A 17596-nucleotide genomic window follows, 5' to 3' on the forward strand; every position below is an offset into this window, starting at 1 on the left:
GATTTTACACAGTCGAAACGTGTGGTTAAAGGCAGCTGGTTGCGCTTAACCCCGTTAGGAAACTAATCCAAAACCAGGATTAATTCCCTAACGACGTTAATGCTCGCCAGCTAACCGCCTTTAACCGCACTCTTTTACTAGGCTCTCTGTCCGCCGTCAACGGTAAATTCAGCACCATTAGCGAATGAAGATTCGTCGCTACCTAAGTAGACACAAACCTCACCGATGTCTTGTGGCTTACCTAAGTGGCCCACTGGCACCGTCTTGGTGATTTGTTCCTTGGCAGCTGCGGGGATGATGGCCGTATCGATCCAGCCTGGGTGAACGGAGTTAACACGGATATCAATCCCACGTTGGGCTAAGTTCAAGGCCGTGGCGTGGCTCAACATCCGGGTCCCACCCTTACTTGCGGAGTATGCTGGGGCCATTGGTAACCCAATCAAACCGGCAACTGAGGATACGTTGATGATGGAGCCCTTGGCGTCGTTGGTCTTTTGCATCGTCTTGATAGCGGCCTTTTCACCTAAGAAATTAGCGGTCAGGTTGATGTCGATCACCTTTTGCCAGTCTTCTAATGACAGGTCTTCAATAGCCGTGTTCGGGCCACCAATTCCGGCATTGTTAACCAGGATATCCAGCTTACCAAACTTTTCAACGGTCGCGTCGATCACCTTTTGCCAGTCGGCTTCTTTGGCAACATCCTGTTGCACGAAGAGACTGACGTCGTCCCCAAACTTTTCAACGGCGGCATGGCCCCCATCGACGTTGTGGTTGGCGGTAATAACTACCTTGGCACCTTCGCGAACGTAGCATTCGGCAATACCGAGGCCGATTCCGGCAACCCCACCGGTAATAATGGCAACTTTACCCTTTAAACGATCAGTCATATCAAATCATCCTTTCAATCTTTTCTATTGTTCAGAATATCACACTCGGCTGGTGGGGGAAAATAATTACCCCTCTTAGTCGTTGATCGGCAACACTGGTCTTACGAACAACACCTATCAATTAGGATTTGCGCGATGGGTCTTCCGGGTGGTGCCTGAGAGGGCTGGAACGCCATGGGCGCGGTGGGAAGCCAAAGAGCGGTCTCCCCACCCGGCCTTATTGTAAGCTGACCAAAAACGTCAGCCAACAATAACGACACGGCTGAGCCCTCTCAGGCACCACCCTCCAGACCTTTTTCCTCAACGGGACACGTTCTGCTTCACTCTTAAGTAGTCGAGCAACAACAAACTACAATTAGTTACTAGCTACATAACAACGACCGATTCATAAAAAAATCCGAGACCTGCGCGCCCCGGATTTTAGTTTTTTATTCTTTTAGCTTAAAACTTGTGGGCTAAGACTAAGCCACCAGTTTCGTCCTCATTTGGATGGTCGCGCTTAACCACGAGTTCCTGGTTGACGAAGCTGAAGATCCCGCTCTGGCCAAGTTCACGTCCGAAGCCAGACTTCTTGACCCCACCGAATTCGAGTTCTGGCAAGGAACTGAAGAAGGTGTTGACGAAGACCATTCCCGTTTCGATCCGGGATGCTAATTCGGCACCATATTCGGCACTACCGGCAAAGACGATTCCGCCTAAACCGTAGTCGGCGTCGTTAGCCAAGGCGATGGCTGCATCGTCATCCTTAACCTTGTAAACCTGCGCCACGGGACCGAACATTTCCTTCCCGTAGGCGGGGTTGTCCTTGGTGATGTTGGTTAAGATGGTTGGCATGAAGAACTGGCCATCGTCGTCGATTGGTTCGTGGACGTAGTAGGCTGTCGCGCCACCAGCAATAGCTTCATCGACTTGAGCCTGTAACTTTTCCTTAGCCCGCTTGGAGTTCATTGGGGCTAACGTCGTACTTGGGTCCATTGGATCGCCCATCTTCACGGACGAGAAGGCAGCCTTCAAGGAAGCTAGGAATTCATCGTAGTTGTTTTCAGTAACGATGAAGCGCTTGGAAGACGTGCAGACCTGCCCGGCGTTGTACAAACGAGCCCGTGGTGCGATGTTCTTAACATCGGTCATGTTAGCATCGTGCGCAACGATAAAGGCATCGACCCCACCGAGTTCCATCGTGGTCTTCTTGAGGTGTTCACCGGCAACCTTGGCAACGGCAACTCCACCCCGTTCGGAACCGGTCAAGGCAACCCCTTGAACCCGTTTGTCAGCGACGACATCGGAGACTTGGTCGTAGGATAAGAACAAGTTGGTTAAGGCCCCTTCAGGCGCCCCGGCCCGGCGAACGGCGTCTTCGAAAGCTAACGCTGAGGCTGGGGTAATGGCAGCATGCTTGTAAACGATGGGGTCACCCACGGCAAAGTTCGGGGCGAAGATCCGCATCATTTGGTAGTAAGGGAAGTTCCAAGGTTCCACCGCCATCATGACACCCAGTGGATGGTTCTCAAGTTGAGCTTCACCGGCGATGGATTCGATGGCCCGCGGCTTCAAGAGTTCCTCGGCGTGGTCGGCATAGTAGTCGGCAATCATCGCACACAGAATCACTTCACCCTTAGCTTCACCGATCAACTTACCCATGTCCACCGTTAACACCTTAGCGAGACTATCGGTCTCATCTCTAAAGATCTGTGCCAACTTGTGGAGTACTGGAATTCGGCTGGATACTGGATCATTTCGCCATTTCAAATAGAGTTTTTGTGCCTTTGCTAAACTTTCTTCGACATACTCAGGAGTTGCGTCTTCATAAGTCTTCACAACTTCATTGGTATAGGGATTGGTTGTTTGATAAGCCATTCTACTTCTCCTCCTTATTGGGGTCATTCACGTTCACAAAGTAACCCCTTACATTTGACACTATACCCTCATAGATTGCGGAACGCTAGTAATTCGTTTGTGAGTTTCTATTCAAGATCTCTTGTGAAATTGCACACGGATTTAAAGCGCTATCATAATTTTCTAACAAAATTGGTCTATGGTTGAATTCTAGGTAAGACAATAAGATTTCAACTGCTTAATTTTCCTCGAAAACGACGGCTAAACCGGCGAATGTGTTCAAACATCACAAGTGGCAGACTGTACGCCAGTTATCCGAACTAGCCGGCCAAAAACGAAATGAGTCATTGGATTAACTCGTGTCGGCCGGAGGACAGTTCCAGACGAGCTCAGTCGTGCCGTTTGCCTTAGCGGAGTGGTTTTTCTCCGGTTAGGCAAAGACCGTGCTTGAAGACTTTCGCTTCTCAGAAAGGCTTCAAGTCGCGTCCACAACGTTCCAGCCCGTCTGGAACTGTCCGGAGGCATGGCCAGATGGATCCAAAAAAAGCGACTCTCGTGAGGAGAGTCGCTCGATAAGTATTAGCTTAACTTCCAACGGTCCAAAATCCCGTTGAACAGGCGGTTGGCCGTGGTAATCTGGTCCAACACCGTCCGGGGGCTAGCGGTAAAGTTATCGTTTGCCCACTTATTAATTATTCCCAACGAGCCCGCGGCAATGAATTCCGCGGACGTGTCGATCACGTCTTCCTTTAAGTAACGGTACTCAGGCATTGCGTGGAGCAAAATTGACAATCTTGACGCCACAAACTCATTCGCAGATTGACGCCAGACGCCCCCATCGTATGGGTAAGCGTTCAAGAAAAGTTTCGAATGGTCAGCGATCCGTTCCAATAATTGGATCGTTGCCGGCCGCCAATTTTCTAGGGTCAATGCCGTGGGTTGTTCATGCCGTGGGGCGTCCACGATAAAGTGTTGGTAGACAAAGCCCAACAATTCATACTTGTCAGCAAAGTAGTAGTAGAACGTTTTCCGGTGAACCTCCGCCTCGTCAGCGATCTCACGGACCGTGACCTTGTCAAACGTATTGTGGTTTAACAGCGAAGCCAAGGCCTCCGCAATACGCTCCTTAGTTTCCGATGCAGCCATCGTGATACCTCCAATCATACACACCATTTAGATTTTTATTTTGCACGTTACTAGCATCCCCCCCGGAAGCTAGTAACCTTAACTAACATCCTAAGCTGACTAAAATTATACGCGTCTTCACGCCAGATAAAACCCTTTTCAGAGAAAAATGTCAGTTAGTTGCTCATTAGTTATATCTATCAACTATAACCTCGATTATCCTTTAAACAGCCTTGATTATAGCATAACCACTGATATATTGTACGATACTTTTGTGCACAATAGGTAATTTATCCGTAAATTTTCTGAAAAACCCGAAATCTTTTTCGTTAATTACCTCACCAGTGAGTCATTTTAACGGTCCCTCCAGCTCTAAGAGCCATTGTTTCCGTTTTAGGCCCCCCGCATAACCAGTTAAATCCCCATTTTTACCAACTACGCGGTGACAAGGAATGACCAGACTAATCGGGTTGTGACCAACCGCACCCCCGACAGCACGCGCTCCGGGATTGTGGCCGATCGCCATCGCAACCTTATCTGCTATCTCGCCATAGGTCCAAACTTGACCATACGGGATTGTTCGTAACACTTGCCAAACTTGACGCCGCAACGGCGTCCCGTCAGGCCGAACCGGGAAAGTAACGGATGGTTGTGCGCCGTCAAAGTAAGCCGCCAACCAAGTCGCGAGCTGGTCAAATACCGGACAATCGCCAGTCGGCGTCGCGGCGGGCAACGTACTCCCGAAGTGTTCCTGATCATCGAACCACAAACCGGTAATGGCCGACCCATCGCTAGCCGCGGTCATCGATCCCAGTGGCGTGTCAAATTGCTTTTGCCACATCATGATCACCCTTTTTTACTTATTTTATCATTAAAAAAGACGATAGGCTAACATTAGTCAATTAAATTTTTAGCGAGGCCACCCTTCCTAGTGGTTAGTCCACCGGTCTTCAGGTCCTTATTGGCGTCCGATCCCACCAACCACGCACCCTATCCGCAAACTAACGCTGTTAATTGTTCCATAACTAGGTTGAAAAAAGAATTTAATTGCTGTTAGATTTTCTAGGGTGATCGCCGGTCAGGGCCACCAACACTAAAGCCTGAAACTGTCAAAGCTAGTCTTTGCCAATTTCATCTGGTAACCACTTCTGTCGGTTCAAATCGCCAGAATTATTATCTCAACCACTGACGGACATTTATAACAAAAGGTGAAAATAACCACATCAGTCGCCCAAACCTAGGACGATCTAATGTGGTTATCTCAATACTACCGATTTAAATTTTAGTGATACAGGTCGAACCGACCCTTGCTGAAGACGGTACTCAGGTGGGCACTTTCCAGTAAGGAACGGTCGGTGATAACCTTCTTCATCGCTGAGGCAACGTAGCCCTTGATCTTACGGTTACTACTGAAGATTTCACCGATTCCGTCGCGGTCACTCAGTGAGGCCACGGTCCCGACGGACTTGTAAACGAAGGGTAAGGTCTCACGACCACGCCGTTGTAAACCGATATTCTTGGCGGCTTGTGCCCCCGCAGCCAAGGCAATTTGCGCCGTGGTTGGGTAAGGACGCTCGCTGTCGGCATCCATGACGGCGGCCACGTCACCCACGATGTAAACTTCAGGATGGTCGGCTATGGACAGATCGGGTTCAACAACGACTCGGTTCCGCCGTTGTTCGAAGCCGGAATCCGCGATAACTTGTGAGCCACTGACCCCCACGGTCCAAACGATCGTGTTGGCCGGCACTTCGTGTTCCTCATCGTTGCCGTCGCTGTAAACGACCGCACCGGGCTTGATTTCCTTAATGTTGGAGCCTAGCTTCATGTCGACGTTGTGCTTAGCCATGAAGGCCATCGCATAATCTGCCAGGGACTTGTCAAACATTGGCAAGATGGCTGGTGACCGTTCCAGACAAACCAGCTTGATGGCCGGCGTGTTGTAGCGCGTCTGGAGCTTTGGCAGAGACTGCGTCAATTCACCCAGGAGTTCAATCCCGGTAAATCCAGCCCCACAAACGGCGACTACTAAGTCGTTGGGATCTTGGCTCTGGGCATAGCCCTTTACCTTGGCCTCAATGTGCTGGTAAACAGCCTCGGAGGTTGCCAAATCATCCATTGGTAAGGCATTCTCCTCGGCCCCTTTCAGGCCAAATGTTTCGGACTGGAAGCCTAAAGCCACAATTACATAATCATAGGTGATCGGTTCGTGATCCGCCAACGTGACCTGCTTCTGATCCACGTCTACGTTGGTAACCGTGTCGCAAATGAAGTCCACGCGACTACTGATGACATCATTAATCTCATAGGTGATCCGGTCGGGCGCAATGGTCCCCGCCGCCACCTCGTGCAGATTGGTTTTTTCCGTGTGGGTACTCGTCTTATCAACTAAAATAATTTTATCTTCACTAGGTACCTCACGCTGTAGGAACTTGATTGCCCGCATGCCTGCGTAGCCACCACCGAGAACTAAAATCGTTGCCATATTAAACGACCCCTTTTCTGCTAGAGTTCCCTGAAGTTCGGTTAGTTTGTTAATCCGTTAATCGGCTAAGCCCATAATCTCTTAACCGAAGACCACTCCCCCCGGAGAAATCAGCGGGTGACCTAATCATCAGGGATGATTTACTTCTATTATACGAGTTATCAGGTGAAAAGCCATTGAAAGCGGTTTATTAAATATTTCACAAATCCAACGCCTAACCCGACTAAACCACTAGCGAATTGGTTAACCCAGTGTGGCAGTCGCCCCAGACCTCAGCGAGTCACTTTAGCTGAAATCTCCTCACGAAACCTTTATGGTAGAGGTTAGTTAAGTTAATTAGGTTTGGTGGTTGTTCTCACCTGCGGTCACGAGACGCCACCCTGTGAGGCAGACCTGAAGCCTGAGAAGCAGGCTTCAGGGCAACCTTGAACCTCGAAAAACACGAGTTTCAAAGTCGGCCGTGGTCTAAGTCGAGAAACTACCTCGACTAAGACCACCGACACGGGGTTCTGTCTCGTGACCTCCGGTTAAAATAAAACTGTCAGCATCACCATTAACGGTTGGTATCCTTTAGCCGGAGGTGATCAGTGGGCCGTCCTGTGTCGGTGGTGTTAGGCCGGCGTTCTTCCGGTCTTACAGCAGGGGCCGCCTTTAAGACCCGCGCCCCTTGTGGGGCTTAAAGACGAGTCCGAAGACCGCTTCCTGGCTTCGGGCGTGCCTCATAGGACGGCCCGCTGATCACCGCAGACGGAAACCAGAAACCAAACCATTCAAGGAGGATTTCTTCATGACAACATTAGTAATTGGTGCTCACGGCCACGTTGGCCAGCACATTGTCGAACAACTTGCAGCTATGGGTGAAACCGTCTATGCTGGGATCCGCTCCGAATCTCAAGCCGCAGAATTAAAAGCCTTAGGGGGCCAACCCCGCACAGTCGATCTGATGGGCAGTATCGATGACTTGGCTGCCGCCATGGCCGGCATCAACACCGTCGTCTTCTCTGCCGGTTCCGGTGGGAGTACTGGCGACGACATGACCTTAAACATTGATCTCGATGGGGCCGTTAAGTCCATGATTGCCACAGAAAAGGCCGGGATCAAGCGTTTTATCATCGTCAGTGCCATGGGTACCGACGACCGGTCCTTCTGGAGCAAATCGGGCATTCGGCCTTACTACGTAGCGAAGTTCTACGCGGACGAATGGCTCAAACACCGCACCAATCTGGATTACACCATTGTCCGTCCTGGAATCCTGACCAACGATGCCCCAACCGGCAAGATCACTACTCAGACGGCCGATAGCGCCACGAAGTCCGTCAGCCGGGTCGACGTAGCCGCAGTGGTTGCCACCATCGTGGCGCATCCCCAACCAAAGCAAACGATTGAATTCGTCAACGGTGACACGGCCATTGACGCCATCATCCACTAAATTTAAGAAGTTCTTAGCACGTCAGCCAGGTTGGTTGACGTGCCTTTTCTTTCCCGCCAGACTGGCGTTTGCGACCGGTTGCTCATTGATTTATTCCCCCACGCCGCGTAAAACAGTACATAACCCACTAATTGGTATAAATTGTTTATCCCCGATGTGATAAAATAAGTTTATAAATGATTAACAACTGGAAAGGAAATAGCGCATGAATTTTAAAGACTTAGCATACTTTACCCGATTAGTAGACCGTCAGAGTTTCTCTCGCGTCGCCGAAGATTTTCAGGTGACCCAACCCGCGGTATCGGCTGCGCTACGCCGGCTGGAAAAGGAATTGGCCATCCCCTTGGTCGACCGCCGGCAATCCCGCCGCGAGGTCACGCTGACCCCTGCTGGTAACCAGTTCTACGCCCACGCTAGCCGAATCTTAAATGAATATCACCGTTCCCAACAAGACTTAGTCAGTCTGGAAAAAGGCACGGTGCGTCTGGGTCTACCACCCATTATTAGTCAAAACCTTTTACCTCAACTGGCCCCGGCCTTGCAAGAGGCTGATTTGTTCAGTGCCTTGAAGCCCGTCGAAGGTGGTTCCAACCAGATCCTCAAGAAGCTTCTAGCCGGCGAACTGGACGCGGCCTTCATTGGTACCGCGGGCAGCCTCCCCTCCGATACCCTGGAAGTGGAGGAACTGACCTCTGCCGAATTTGCCATCATCGTCAGCCAACAACATCCCCTGGCTAACCGCAACCGGGTCAGCTTCAGCGAGTTTGTTGACGACCCCTTCATCATGTTGGAACCCGGCTACGTTCAAGATAACGTCTTCCACCAGCTATCTGACGCCGGTATCACCCCGAAGATTCGGTTCCAAACCAGTCAGGTCGAGCTGATTAAACAGCTGGTCGCGGTCAACGCCGGGGTCAGCCTGTTGATCGACCTCGCCATCTCGCAGAGTGATCCGCTGATCGCGTTACCGCTACTAGATGATGTCCCCCCATTCCGCATTTGCCTAGTCACTCGTAAGGGACAACATCCCAACGCCGCTACTCAGGCCTTCATTGACTTGGTGCGAAACGAACTAAAAGGAGCGTAATCCCCGGCTCTAGCCGACAATCACGCTCGAATTAGCTTCTATTCTACTGATTAATAATTATTTCAATTGACGGTCGTCGTGCTTGTTGTCCAGGTTTAGGGCACTGGCATTGACGGCCGTTTGTACTTGGCTGGAAATCTTCTTAGTTGTGACCCGTTGTAAGTGAATCTTAGCTGGTTGGATGCCGGCGTTGGGCCGGTCACTCAGCTGAATGGACGTCCGAATCTCGGGGGCATTGTCACTGGTCGTCGTCTTGGTTGCGGCAGAAGCCCCGGCAGAGGTTGCCAGCAAGGTTGTCACCGTCATGGCAACCAGCATTACTTTAGTCATCATCGTTTTAATTTTAGTCATTTTAACCACTCCTCAGTTAGTTGTTTTGGCTGTTCGCTTTCGATGACTTAGTTATACCATGGGACGCGCCCGCTAATCTTGAAGTTAAAATAAGTCGCACATAAGAATTTCTTATTTTCCACTAGCGGCATTATGTTATTATGCATTTAAACACCACCACACGAAGGAGTATCAGCGTTTATGAAAAATACAATTCTACTGGTCGAAGACGAGGAAGGCCTGGCCAGCTACGTTGCCAAGGAACTGACCTTCGAAGACTTTACAGTGATTACGGCCGCAGACGGTGAGGAAGCCTGGGAAACCTATCAGGAAAAACGCGACGACCTGCTTTTAATCCTACTAGATTGGATGTTACCCAAGATGGATGGCATGCAGGTTCTCCGTCGAATTCGCAAGCACGACGACCTCCCCGTCATCATGATGACCGCTCGCGATTACCTCGGCGACAAGGTCACTGGGCTAGACACCGGGGCCGACGACTATATCACGAAACCCTTTGAAATCGAAGAACTCCTCGCCCGGATTCGCGTCATCCAGCGCCGGGCCGAGCATCAGACCGGCCGTGACCAAGCCTACCATTTAGCCGATCTGACGCTGGTCACCAAGACCCGCCAGGTCGATCGCGGCGGGCGCAACCTCCAACTTACCCAGCGTGAATACGACCTCTTACTCTTCTTGTTACAGCACCCTGGCCAAGTCTTCACCCGCGACGAGCTCCTCGATAACGTCTGGGGCGTCGACTTTCTCGGCCAACAAAACGTGGTCGACGTCTACATCGGCTACCTGCGCAATAAAATTGACGTGGGCGACGCGCCGCACCTCTTTCACACGGTGCGTGGCGTCGGCTACAGCCTAAAGGAAGATGATGCTGATGCGAACTAAGCAGCCGCGATCATACGCGGATATCATTCGTCACTCGTTTACCAGTCTGCTGGTGACCATTGGGATCGTCATTGTCCTCACGGTCAGCATCACCCTGGTCGTCGATCAACTCACGCGAGCCCAGAACCAAGCGGCCCAACTGAGTGCCAGCCTCCAGACCTCACAGGTCAGTAATTTCCAGGACTGGCTCAAGGTGAATCAAGCCAGTGGACTGAACTCTCACAACACGTTTGTCTTCATCAAACAAGCAAACGGTACGACAACGTCACTCCTCCCACGAGGGGCAGCGCTCGCCGCAGCCAGGACCTGGTCGATTCCCTTTACCCATCTGACCTATTTCAAAGGCTGGGGACTCTATTTCTCCGAATCGCTGAAGACTGGGGGCCGCACCTACGATCTCTTCATTGGGATGCACGTGTTGGTCGGCAATCTCCATATCTTAATTGCGGTGCTTATCATTATTATTGGCCTGAGCTTCCTAATTGGGCTGGCCTACGTTCGCCGGCTGGCCAATCGTATCAGTGCCCCCACTATGGCCTTGGCCCAAGCGGCCCAACAAGCCGCCGCCAATCCCGAAAGTACGCAGCCAGAACTGCCACGACCAACGGAACCGGTGGAAGTGGCCCAACTGGCCAGCGACTTCAACCAACTCCTGGCCGCCCAGAATGGCCGACTGCAACGTGAGCGCCAATTTATCTCCGACGCTTCGCATGAACTCCGCACACCCATCGCCACCATTCGGGGCAATCTCAAATTAATCGAACGTCGCGGAGAACAGCATCCCGAGGTCATTCCCGAATCACTGGGATTCATCGACCAGGAGTCCTTGCGGATGCAACATCTGATTGAAAACTTACTCCATCTTTCCCGTGCCGATCGAGCCGCGGTCACCTTGGAACCCCTAGATATCGCGCTCATGGCCCGGGGTGTCGTCGAACACTACCAACCCCTGGTCAGCCAACCGTTGACGTTTAACGGCCCCACAACACCGACCATGGCCCTGGGTAATCAGGACATGCTCCATCAAATCCTAACGGCCCTCCTCGACAATGCCCACAAATATTCACCGGCCGACCAGCCCATCACGGTGACCGTCGCCACAACCGACGACCACGTGACCCTCACGGTGGCCGACCAAGGAACGGGGATTGCACCGGAGAACCGCGAACACATCTTCGAACGGTTCTACCGGGTTGATAGCGCCCGATCCAACAAAATTGAGGGCAGCGGCCTGGGACTCGCCATCGTTTCCCAACTGGTCAGCCTCAACCATGGCACGATTGCCGTCACCGATAACACCCCGCACGGCAGTCGATTTGCCGTAACCTTGGCCGCCGCAAAGGAAAAATAAGAAATTCTCAGGTAATCCTTAATTGAAATCAAGGACTAAAGCGACCTTTCCCCGGTATACTGGGTCCATAGATGATATCTGAGTGGTTCTGGTTAACCACCTAGCTTCACCGCCTGCGTCAACCAGACGCCACCCGGTGAGGCAGACCTGAAGCCAAAGTTCGGTCTTCAGGGCAACCTTGAACCTCAAAAGACGAGTTTCAAAGTTGGCCGTGCTCTAAGCCGAGAAAAAACCTCGGCTAAGACCACCGACACGGGGTTCTGTCTGGTTGCTTCCGGCTAGGACTGGTTGAACACACAACATAATATCAAATATCACCTATTATGTTGTGAATGTAATTCAGCCTCGGTTGGACAGGAGCAGAGTCCCGTGTCGACGGCGTTAGGTCGGTGATTTGCCGGCCTTACAGCGTGGCGTTCCTGACCAACCGAGACAACCAATCTCGGATGTCATAATTTGAAAGGAAGCGTGAGATTATGCTGATTGATGACAACCCGCAAATTCATACGATAACACCCGCCCAGATTACGAAGGTTTTCTACCCTTACGTCATCGCCAAGACGGAAGCCGGGAGTTACGTCAACCTGAACTTAAGCGACCAGGAACGCAAGGACCCCTTGTTCTGGGAATCCATCGCTAACATTGCCAAAGCCAAACTTTGGGTGCCAATTGGCGAAAAGTTCCATCAACTCTTAGCGTACGATTGGACGTACGCGATGTAACTTTCCCACTCAAAACTTAATCGCCGATCATGAATTAAAGGCCTCCAGCGAGAGTGTCCATTCACCACTAAATCGGCCCCTAACCTTAGCCCCCAAGCTGCTTGACTTGGGGCTTTTTTGTCGCAAGAGTGCGCCATCAGGCGGTTAGTCGGCGAGCATTAACGTCGATTACGGAAAAATCCCGGGCTTGGATTATTCCGTAATCGGGGTTAAGCGGAGCCGACTGCCTGATGGCGCACGTTTCGGCTAGGTGGCCACCCACGAAAAAAAGCCTGGGTTTCATCCCAAGCTCTCGTTTAAAATTTACGTTCAATTCTTAATGGGGAATCGGTTTGTGCGTGAACTCCGCCTTCCGCCGCAACTGTTTGCGGGTCTGTCCCACCATAATCTCCGTGGGATAAGCCAGGTACCCATCCAGGGTGCCACCAAAGCTGGCAACGCAAAAGCTCATAAAACCCCAGACTGCGGGCGACCAATTTGGAAAGTAAGGAGCCACGCAAGCGATGATCATGAAGAAAATAAAACCAACTAGACCTTCAAATCCCTGCCGACCAAACCGACTGAAGTAAGGGTACTGGCGCGTGAACAAGCCGTCAACAATGACCAGTCCGAGCATTGCCCCCACCGCCAACTGTTTGCTGGATGCGCCGGGTTCGAAAATCACCGGACTCATCAGCAACATCAACACCTGAAGAAACCAGAACGAATGAAACGCATAGCGCCAATCAAACCGCATCCGAATCGCCTCACTTTCCAAGTTGGGTTCCGCTTTTGGACTCCCAGTGTAGCACAGGAAAGCTTAACAATAGGCTAACGGAAACTGACCTGGTTAGGGTAGTTGCAATACTAACGCGCGGTTGTTCCCTGTTCAGAGCGAAAGGCTACCAGCATGCTGAGCAAGGCTCCGAGTCCGGTCACTACCAACACCAGCAACGCCCATTTAGAACCCAACGCCGTTTTAACAACGGTGCTGCCACTCCCAGAGGCTTGGCTAGCGCCGATAATCGCGGAAACCACGGCGGTCCCAATGGCTCCGGCAAACTGCTGGAGTGCGTTCATCAAGGCATTACCGTCCGCCTTAAGGTCAGCGCCCAGTTGTTTCAAACCGGCCGTCATAATGTTTCCGAAGGCAACGCCGATCCCCACCATGTAGACTACATAAAGCCACAGAATGGCCGCAACCGACAGATGACTGGCAAAGACGGTCATCAGTAGCAACGTGATGACAACAACACTCAGGCCCAAGAGAATTGGCCGCTTAGCCCCGAACCGATCCAAGATCTGACCCCCAATTGGAGAAAAGGCGGCCCCGATGATGGCACCCGGCAAGACCACCAGTCCGGCCACGAATGCCGTCTGCTGATCGACCAACTGTAGGTAATTTGGCAGGATAAAGGAGAGTCCCAGTGCGGTTGTTTGAATCAGAAAGAAGGTCAGTAAATGCCAGGCAAAGGGCCGGTTGCGCAACGCATCCAAATGAATCAAGGGATGGTCGATATGATCCGACCGGCGAACAAAGCCAACAGCCCCAACAATGCCGATGATCCAAGATCCCAAAACCGACCAGCTTAACCAGTCATGACTACTCAGGGAACTGAAGCCGTAGATTAGACCCCCGAAGGCCATAATTACGGTAATCATGCTGAGAACATCGAAAGACTCCTGTTTCGTGGGCACAACCTGTTTGATTGTCCGAATCCCCACAAAGAATGAGATGACGAGGAAGGGCACCAGAATCCAGAAAATATAGCGCCAGTTGAAATTGGTCACTAGGATTCCCCCATAAGTTGGCCCAATAGCGGGTCCCACGGCAGTGATCAACGTCCCGATCCCAGTCATCAACCCAATCCGACTCAACGGCACCTGTTCGAGAATAATGTTAAACATTAAAGGTAAGGCAATCCCGGTGCCGAGTCCTTGAACAGCTCGTCCCAGTAATAACCACGTAAAGGTCGGTGCCATGGCATCTAACAACAAGCCCGCGATAAACAGGAGGTTGGCCGTCACAAACAACGACTTCAACTTAAAACGTCGTTTCAAATACGAGGAGATCGGGACGATGCAGGCCACGATCAGGAGATACAACGTGGTCATCCACTGCACGGTCCCCGTCGTCACGTCAAACTGCTTCATTAACGTGGGAAAAGTAATGTTCATCGCGGTCTCCACGATGACCCCACTCAAAGACATCAGACCCGTAGCCAGAACGGCTCCGACGACGCGTGGTTCAATTTTTTCATTTGCCATTAGGTGACTCCTCTCCGGGGTTCGACTGTCCCCACTGTGAAACCTGCTGTAAAGCGTGACGAAAGGCCGCAGCCTCGTTGGCCGTCATCCCCGCCAACATTTTGGCATCCTGTTGTTCCAAATAGGTCGTGACGATCGGCACCAGCTGTTGGCCCTTGGCTGTCAATTGCAGTTGCCGTTTACGGCTATCACCGCTAGCCACCACCCGAGAAACCAGGTCGCGTTCCACCATTCGCCGGATCATCACGGACGCCGTAGACCGTTGGACGTGAAACTCCTGCTCAACGTCTAACTGGTAGGTATCGGCCGTTCCCTGCCGACCGAGAAAATCAATCACGGACATTTGCATCCCCGTGAGATTATATTGCCGAGAGAATTCGTTCATTTCAAAATCCATCTGGTGCTCAGCATCTCTCAGCCAGGCTCCCAATCTTCTATTTGGCATTTTGCACTTCCTTTTGTTAGTCAGCTAATAATTTTAAACTGAATCTTTAATAAATGCAAGGGTTAATTGCCGCTGGCGAGTCGTTCAGGCCGCCGGTGGTTAGGGGTGTCAGCCTGTGAGGCACGGTCGAAGCCTAAGAAGCGGTCTTCGACCTCGAATTCAAGCCCCACAAGGGACGTGGGTCTTGAATTCGTCCCCTGCTGTAGAGCCGGAAGCCCACCGGTCCAACACCACCGACACTGGCTGACACCCCTAACCCCCTCTGGCCCAGACTGATATTGTCAGCAACGAACCCAATCTCCACAAGCCAACTATCATGCCTTACCAATCCCTAATTATCAATCACCAGTCAAACTGGAATAACCATTTTATCTCCGAATAATCCGATCAGCTCACAGAACTTGACTATATTACGTCTAATCTACCCACATCAATAAAATTATGGTCTTACTATCACTCCAGCCGGAGGCACCTAGACAGAACCCCCGTGTCGGTGGTCTAAGCCGAGGTTTTGTCTCGGCTTAGAGCACGGCCAACTTTGAAACTCGTGGGCTTCGAGGTTCAAGGTTGCCCTGAAGACCGCCCTTCGGCTTCAGGTCTGCCTCATGGGGGTTTTGTCTAGGTGCCGCAGGCGACCGCATTGAACGCAAGACCAAAAAAAGCCGCACACGATCAAGTCTGATCGCATGCGGCAGTTAAATTTAATTTTAGAGATTGTCACCCTTGGCCCGTAACAGTTCACCTAAAGCTGGTTGTTCCTTAGGATCGATGTGACTGGTCTTGGCGTAGGCATCAACCATCTCTTGCCCATAAAGCTTGGCATCGAGTGGCATGAAGGCCGTGCCGATCGGGTCGTCGTCCTTGATAACGGCGTTGACCACGATTGGCTTGCGGTTCCCCTTAGCTTGCAGGTCTTTGATTTGATCGAAGACCTTTTCGACTTCGGCGTTGTTAGAGACGGTGAAACCAATTCCACCGAGTCCTTCGGCAACCTTAGCCCAGTCGGCGTCGGTCAAATCAACCCCGTACAAGTGTTGCTTGGTGTCGACTTGTTCACGATAGATGAACCCGAAGCGCCGGTTACTGAAGACCACGTTGATAACGGGTAATTCATAACGGGCTTCCGTAATAATGTCGGGGGCCACCATGGCAAACCCACCATCACCGGAGAAGGACCAGGCTTGGCCATCGGGCACACTCAAGGCCCCGGCTAAACCGGCTGGCAAGCCATAACCCATCGTGGCAAATAAACCAGAAAGCACGAAACGTTGTTGCTTGTCCATTGGTAAACCACGAACAGACCACTCGGAAACGTTCCCGGTGTCGACCCCGTAAGTATCCTTAGGGCCAACCATGCTGGCAACCTTCTTCATGACAACTTCGGGTGCGAGGCCCTGACTGTCGTCATCGGCCTGTTGGGCCAACCAGGTATTCCAATTCTGTTTGTTCTGCCGGTTAGCCCGCAACCAATCCGTTTCTGGCAACGTTTCCCCGGTGGCGATCATGGCCTGAAGGTAACTCTTGGCATCACTGATCACGGCGTAGTCAATTGGGACCATCTTCCCAATATCAAAGGAATTATCGTTAACTTGAATAATCTTAATATTCTTTGGCCAGTACTGGGCAAAGGGGAACTCGGACCCGAGGAAGAGAATCAGGTCGGTATGCTGGAGCGCTTCAAACCCAGACTTGGAACCTAAACGCCCAAATGTCCCAATGGCGTTGGGGTGATCGGTTGGAATCACGCCAGTAGCGGGCACCGTGTTGAGCACGGGAATGTGGAACTGTTCACTGAATTTGACCAGTTCATCTCTGGCGCCGAGTAACCCACGACCAGCGTAAATTAAGGGATGCTTGGCTGCCTTGATCAGATCGAGCGTAGCGGTTACCGCGGCAGGGTCAATTGTTTGAGTGTAGGTATTTGAGACCGTGTTTGGCGTCTTGACAGGTTCGTAGTCAATCTCCGTCGCTGACAAATCTTCGGGGATGATGACCACGGCTGGGCCCTTTTGCCGGTAGGCTTCACGGATGGCCTGGTTGACCATGTAAGGCAACTGTTCAGCCGTGGTAGCGGTCCGGTTGTAGACAGCCACGTCACTAAACATTGGCGTCTCGTCCATTTCTTGGAAGTAATTTGTATTCATGGTTGGCTGTGGAACTTGACCGACTAACGCCAACATTGGGACGTGATCCATCTTGGCATCGTAGAGGCCGTTAAAGAGGTGGGTGGCCCCAGGACCGGCGGAACCAAAGGCAACGCCGACCTTACCGGTATACTTGGCATCGGCTGCGGCGGCTAAAGCCCCGACTTCTTCGTGGCGGACCTGGATATATTGAATCTTGTCCTTTTCCAGATAGAGGCCTTCAACGGTATGGTTGATAGAACCCCCGGGAATGCCGTAGAGGTGATCGACACCCCATGCTTCTAGAACTTTTACCAATGCTTGACCCGCAATCATCTTTGTCATTTGAATCGCGCTCCTTTGGTGTAGGTGTCGGTCACGCAGCACCCCAAAATCATTGATTAGCCACATCATAGTCCCAACTCACGGTGAATACCAGTAATTGTACTTACTTTTTGTTAGTGAAAAGTTTCACTTATGAAGCGCTTTCAATTTAAAGCGGGTGACAACAGGCGGTTAGCTGGCGTTTCGGCCAGATAAGTTGGCGACGCAAAAGGGCCTGGAATTTATCCCAGGCCCTTCGGTTTTTGAATTTAGATTGTCGAAACGTGTTCTAACAGGCAGCC

The 17596-nt window shown here is 51.5% G+C and carries 15 protein-coding genes; 5 read left to right on the top strand and 10 right to left on the bottom strand.

From position 1 onward, the window contains the following. Nucleotides 1-137 precede the first annotated feature (137 nt). The 5 genes from EKM70_RS00165 to EKM70_RS00185 form a co-directional block, all read right to left on the bottom strand. Nucleotides 138-887: a glucose 1-dehydrogenase gene (locus EKM70_RS00165; RefSeq protein ID WP_057877770.1), complete on the bottom strand. Its 750-nt coding sequence runs from the start codon at nucleotides 885-887 to the stop codon at nucleotides 138-140. Nucleotides 888-1328: 441 nt separating this feature from the next. Further along, nucleotides 1329-2744, bottom strand: a complete 1416-nt coding sequence (locus EKM70_RS00170) for an NAD-dependent succinate-semialdehyde dehydrogenase (RefSeq protein WP_057877771.1) — start codon at nucleotides 2742-2744, stop codon at nucleotides 1329-1331. A gap of 558 nt (nucleotides 2745-3302) precedes the next feature. Then, entirely contained in the window at nucleotides 3303-3869 is a 567-nt protein-coding gene (locus EKM70_RS00175) for a TetR/AcrR family transcriptional regulator (RefSeq protein WP_057877772.1), read from the bottom strand. 328 nt (nucleotides 3870-4197) lie between these two features. Further along, complete coding sequence (locus tag EKM70_RS00180) at nucleotides 4198-4692, bottom strand: methylated-DNA--[protein]-cysteine S-methyltransferase (RefSeq protein WP_057877773.1); 495 nt, start codon at nucleotides 4690-4692, stop codon at nucleotides 4198-4200. A 438-nt stretch (nucleotides 4693-5130) separates the two neighbouring features. Continuing rightward, nucleotides 5131-6333: an NAD(P)/FAD-dependent oxidoreductase gene (locus EKM70_RS00185; protein WP_057877774.1), complete on the bottom strand. Its 1203-nt coding sequence runs from the start codon at nucleotides 6331-6333 to the stop codon at nucleotides 5131-5133. Nucleotides 6334-7120: 787 nt separating this feature from the next. Between EKM70_RS00185 and EKM70_RS00190 the strand changes: the two genes are divergently transcribed. Further along, nucleotides 7121-7762: an SDR family oxidoreductase gene (locus tag EKM70_RS00190; RefSeq protein WP_057877775.1), complete on the top strand. Its 642-nt coding sequence runs from the start codon at nucleotides 7121-7123 to the stop codon at nucleotides 7760-7762. Nucleotides 7763-7967: 205 nt separating this feature from the next. Next, complete coding sequence (locus EKM70_RS00195) at nucleotides 7968-8849, top strand: LysR family transcriptional regulator (RefSeq protein WP_125544164.1); 882 nt, start codon at nucleotides 7968-7970, stop codon at nucleotides 8847-8849. 57 nt (nucleotides 8850-8906) lie between these two features. Here EKM70_RS00195 and EKM70_RS00200 read toward each other — a convergent pair whose 3' ends face one another. Further along, nucleotides 8907-9200, bottom strand: a complete 294-nt coding sequence (locus tag EKM70_RS00200) for a hypothetical protein (RefSeq protein ID WP_057877777.1) — start codon at nucleotides 9198-9200, stop codon at nucleotides 8907-8909. Between the two features lie 180 nt (nucleotides 9201-9380). On the opposite strand from EKM70_RS00200, the gene EKM70_RS00205 reads away from it, so the two are divergent. The 3 genes from EKM70_RS00205 to EKM70_RS00215 all read left to right on the top strand — a co-directional run bounded on the left by EKM70_RS00205 (nucleotide 9381) and on the right by EKM70_RS00215 (nucleotide 12155). Then, nucleotides 9381-10082 (top strand): response regulator transcription factor, encoded by a 702-nt coding sequence (locus EKM70_RS00205; RefSeq protein WP_057877778.1) that lies wholly within the window; start codon nucleotides 9381-9383, stop codon nucleotides 10080-10082. Next, on the top strand, nucleotides 10072-11433 hold the full coding sequence (locus EKM70_RS00210; RefSeq protein WP_125544165.1) for a sensor histidine kinase: 1362 nt from the start codon (nucleotides 10072-10074) through the stop codon (nucleotides 11431-11433). The genes EKM70_RS00205 and EKM70_RS00210 overlap by 11 nt, the downstream gene beginning before the upstream one ends. A 476-nt stretch (nucleotides 11434-11909) precedes the next feature. Continuing rightward, entirely contained in the window at nucleotides 11910-12155 is a 246-nt protein-coding gene (locus tag EKM70_RS00215) for a hypothetical protein (RefSeq protein ID WP_057877780.1), read from the top strand. A gap of 316 nt (nucleotides 12156-12471) precedes the next feature. Here the strand turns inward: EKM70_RS00215 and EKM70_RS00220 are convergent, their stop codons facing one another. The 4 genes from EKM70_RS00220 to EKM70_RS00235 all read right to left on the bottom strand — a co-directional run bounded on the left by EKM70_RS00220 (nucleotide 12472) and on the right by EKM70_RS00235 (nucleotide 17315). Further along, a complete protein-coding gene (locus EKM70_RS00220) occupies nucleotides 12472-12891 on the bottom strand; it encodes a hypothetical protein (RefSeq protein ID WP_057877781.1) in 420 nt (139 codons plus the stop codon). Between the two features lie 110 nt (nucleotides 12892-13001). Then, nucleotides 13002-14402, bottom strand: coding sequence for a DHA2 family efflux MFS transporter permease subunit (locus EKM70_RS00225; RefSeq protein ID WP_057877782.1), 1401 nt, complete (start codon nucleotides 14400-14402; stop codon nucleotides 13002-13004). After that, on the bottom strand, nucleotides 14392-14847 hold the full coding sequence (locus EKM70_RS00230) for a MarR family winged helix-turn-helix transcriptional regulator (RefSeq protein WP_083488480.1): 456 nt from the start codon (nucleotides 14845-14847) through the stop codon (nucleotides 14392-14394). The genes EKM70_RS00225 and EKM70_RS00230 overlap by 11 nt, the downstream gene beginning before the upstream one ends. Before the next feature lie 707 nt (nucleotides 14848-15554). Beyond that, on the bottom strand, nucleotides 15555-17315 hold the full coding sequence (locus tag EKM70_RS00235) for a thiamine pyrophosphate-binding protein (RefSeq protein WP_125544167.1): 1761 nt from the start codon (nucleotides 17313-17315) through the stop codon (nucleotides 15555-15557). Between the last annotated feature and the right edge of the window lie 281 nt (nucleotides 17316-17596).

This window comes from Levilactobacillus lindianensis (assembly GCF_003946095.1).
In the GTDB taxonomy this organism is placed as follows: Bacteria; Bacillota; Bacilli; order Lactobacillales; family Lactobacillaceae; genus Levilactobacillus; species Levilactobacillus lindianensis.

Bases quoted from the DNA above. Each gene is read 5' to 3' on its own strand.
- EKM70_RS00165 (WP_057877770.1), bottom strand. From the start codon at position 887: ATGACTGATCGTTTAAAGGGTAAAGTTGCCATTATTACCGGTGGGGTT.
- EKM70_RS00170 (WP_057877771.1), bottom strand. From the start codon at position 2,744: ATGGCTTATCAAACAACCAATCCCTATACCAATGAAGTTGTGAAGACT.
- EKM70_RS00175 (WP_057877772.1), bottom strand. From the start codon at position 3,869: ATGGCTGCATCGGAAACTAAGGAGCGTATTGCGGAGGCCTTGGCTTCG.
- EKM70_RS00180 (WP_057877773.1), bottom strand. From the start codon at position 4,692: ATGATGTGGCAAAAGCAATTTGACACGCCACTGGGATCGATGACCGCG.
- EKM70_RS00185 (WP_057877774.1), bottom strand. From the start codon at position 6,333: ATGGCAACGATTTTAGTTCTCGGTGGTGGCTACGCAGGCATGCGGGCA.
- EKM70_RS00190 (WP_057877775.1), top strand. From the start codon at position 7,121: ATGACAACATTAGTAATTGGTGCTCACGGCCACGTTGGCCAGCACATT.
- EKM70_RS00195 (WP_125544164.1), top strand. From the start codon at position 7,968: ATGAATTTTAAAGACTTAGCATACTTTACCCGATTAGTAGACCGTCAG.
- EKM70_RS00200 (WP_057877777.1), bottom strand. From the start codon at position 9,200: ATGACTAAAATTAAAACGATGATGACTAAAGTAATGCTGGTTGCCATG.
- EKM70_RS00205 (WP_057877778.1), top strand. From the start codon at position 9,381: ATGAAAAATACAATTCTACTGGTCGAAGACGAGGAAGGCCTGGCCAGC.
- EKM70_RS00210 (WP_125544165.1), top strand. From the start codon at position 10,072: ATGCGAACTAAGCAGCCGCGATCATACGCGGATATCATTCGTCACTCG.
- EKM70_RS00215 (WP_057877780.1), top strand. From the start codon at position 11,910: ATGCTGATTGATGACAACCCGCAAATTCATACGATAACACCCGCCCAG.
- EKM70_RS00220 (WP_057877781.1), bottom strand. From the start codon at position 12,891: ATGCGGTTTGATTGGCGCTATGCGTTTCATTCGTTCTGGTTTCTTCAG.
- EKM70_RS00225 (WP_057877782.1), bottom strand. From the start codon at position 14,402: ATGGCAAATGAAAAAATTGAACCACGCGTCGTCGGAGCCGTTCTGGCT.
- EKM70_RS00230 (WP_083488480.1), bottom strand. From the start codon at position 14,847: ATGCCAAATAGAAGATTGGGAGCCTGGCTGAGAGATGCTGAGCACCAG.
- EKM70_RS00235 (WP_125544167.1), bottom strand. From the start codon at position 17,315: ATGACAAAGATGATTGCGGGTCAAGCATTGGTAAAAGTTCTAGAAGCA.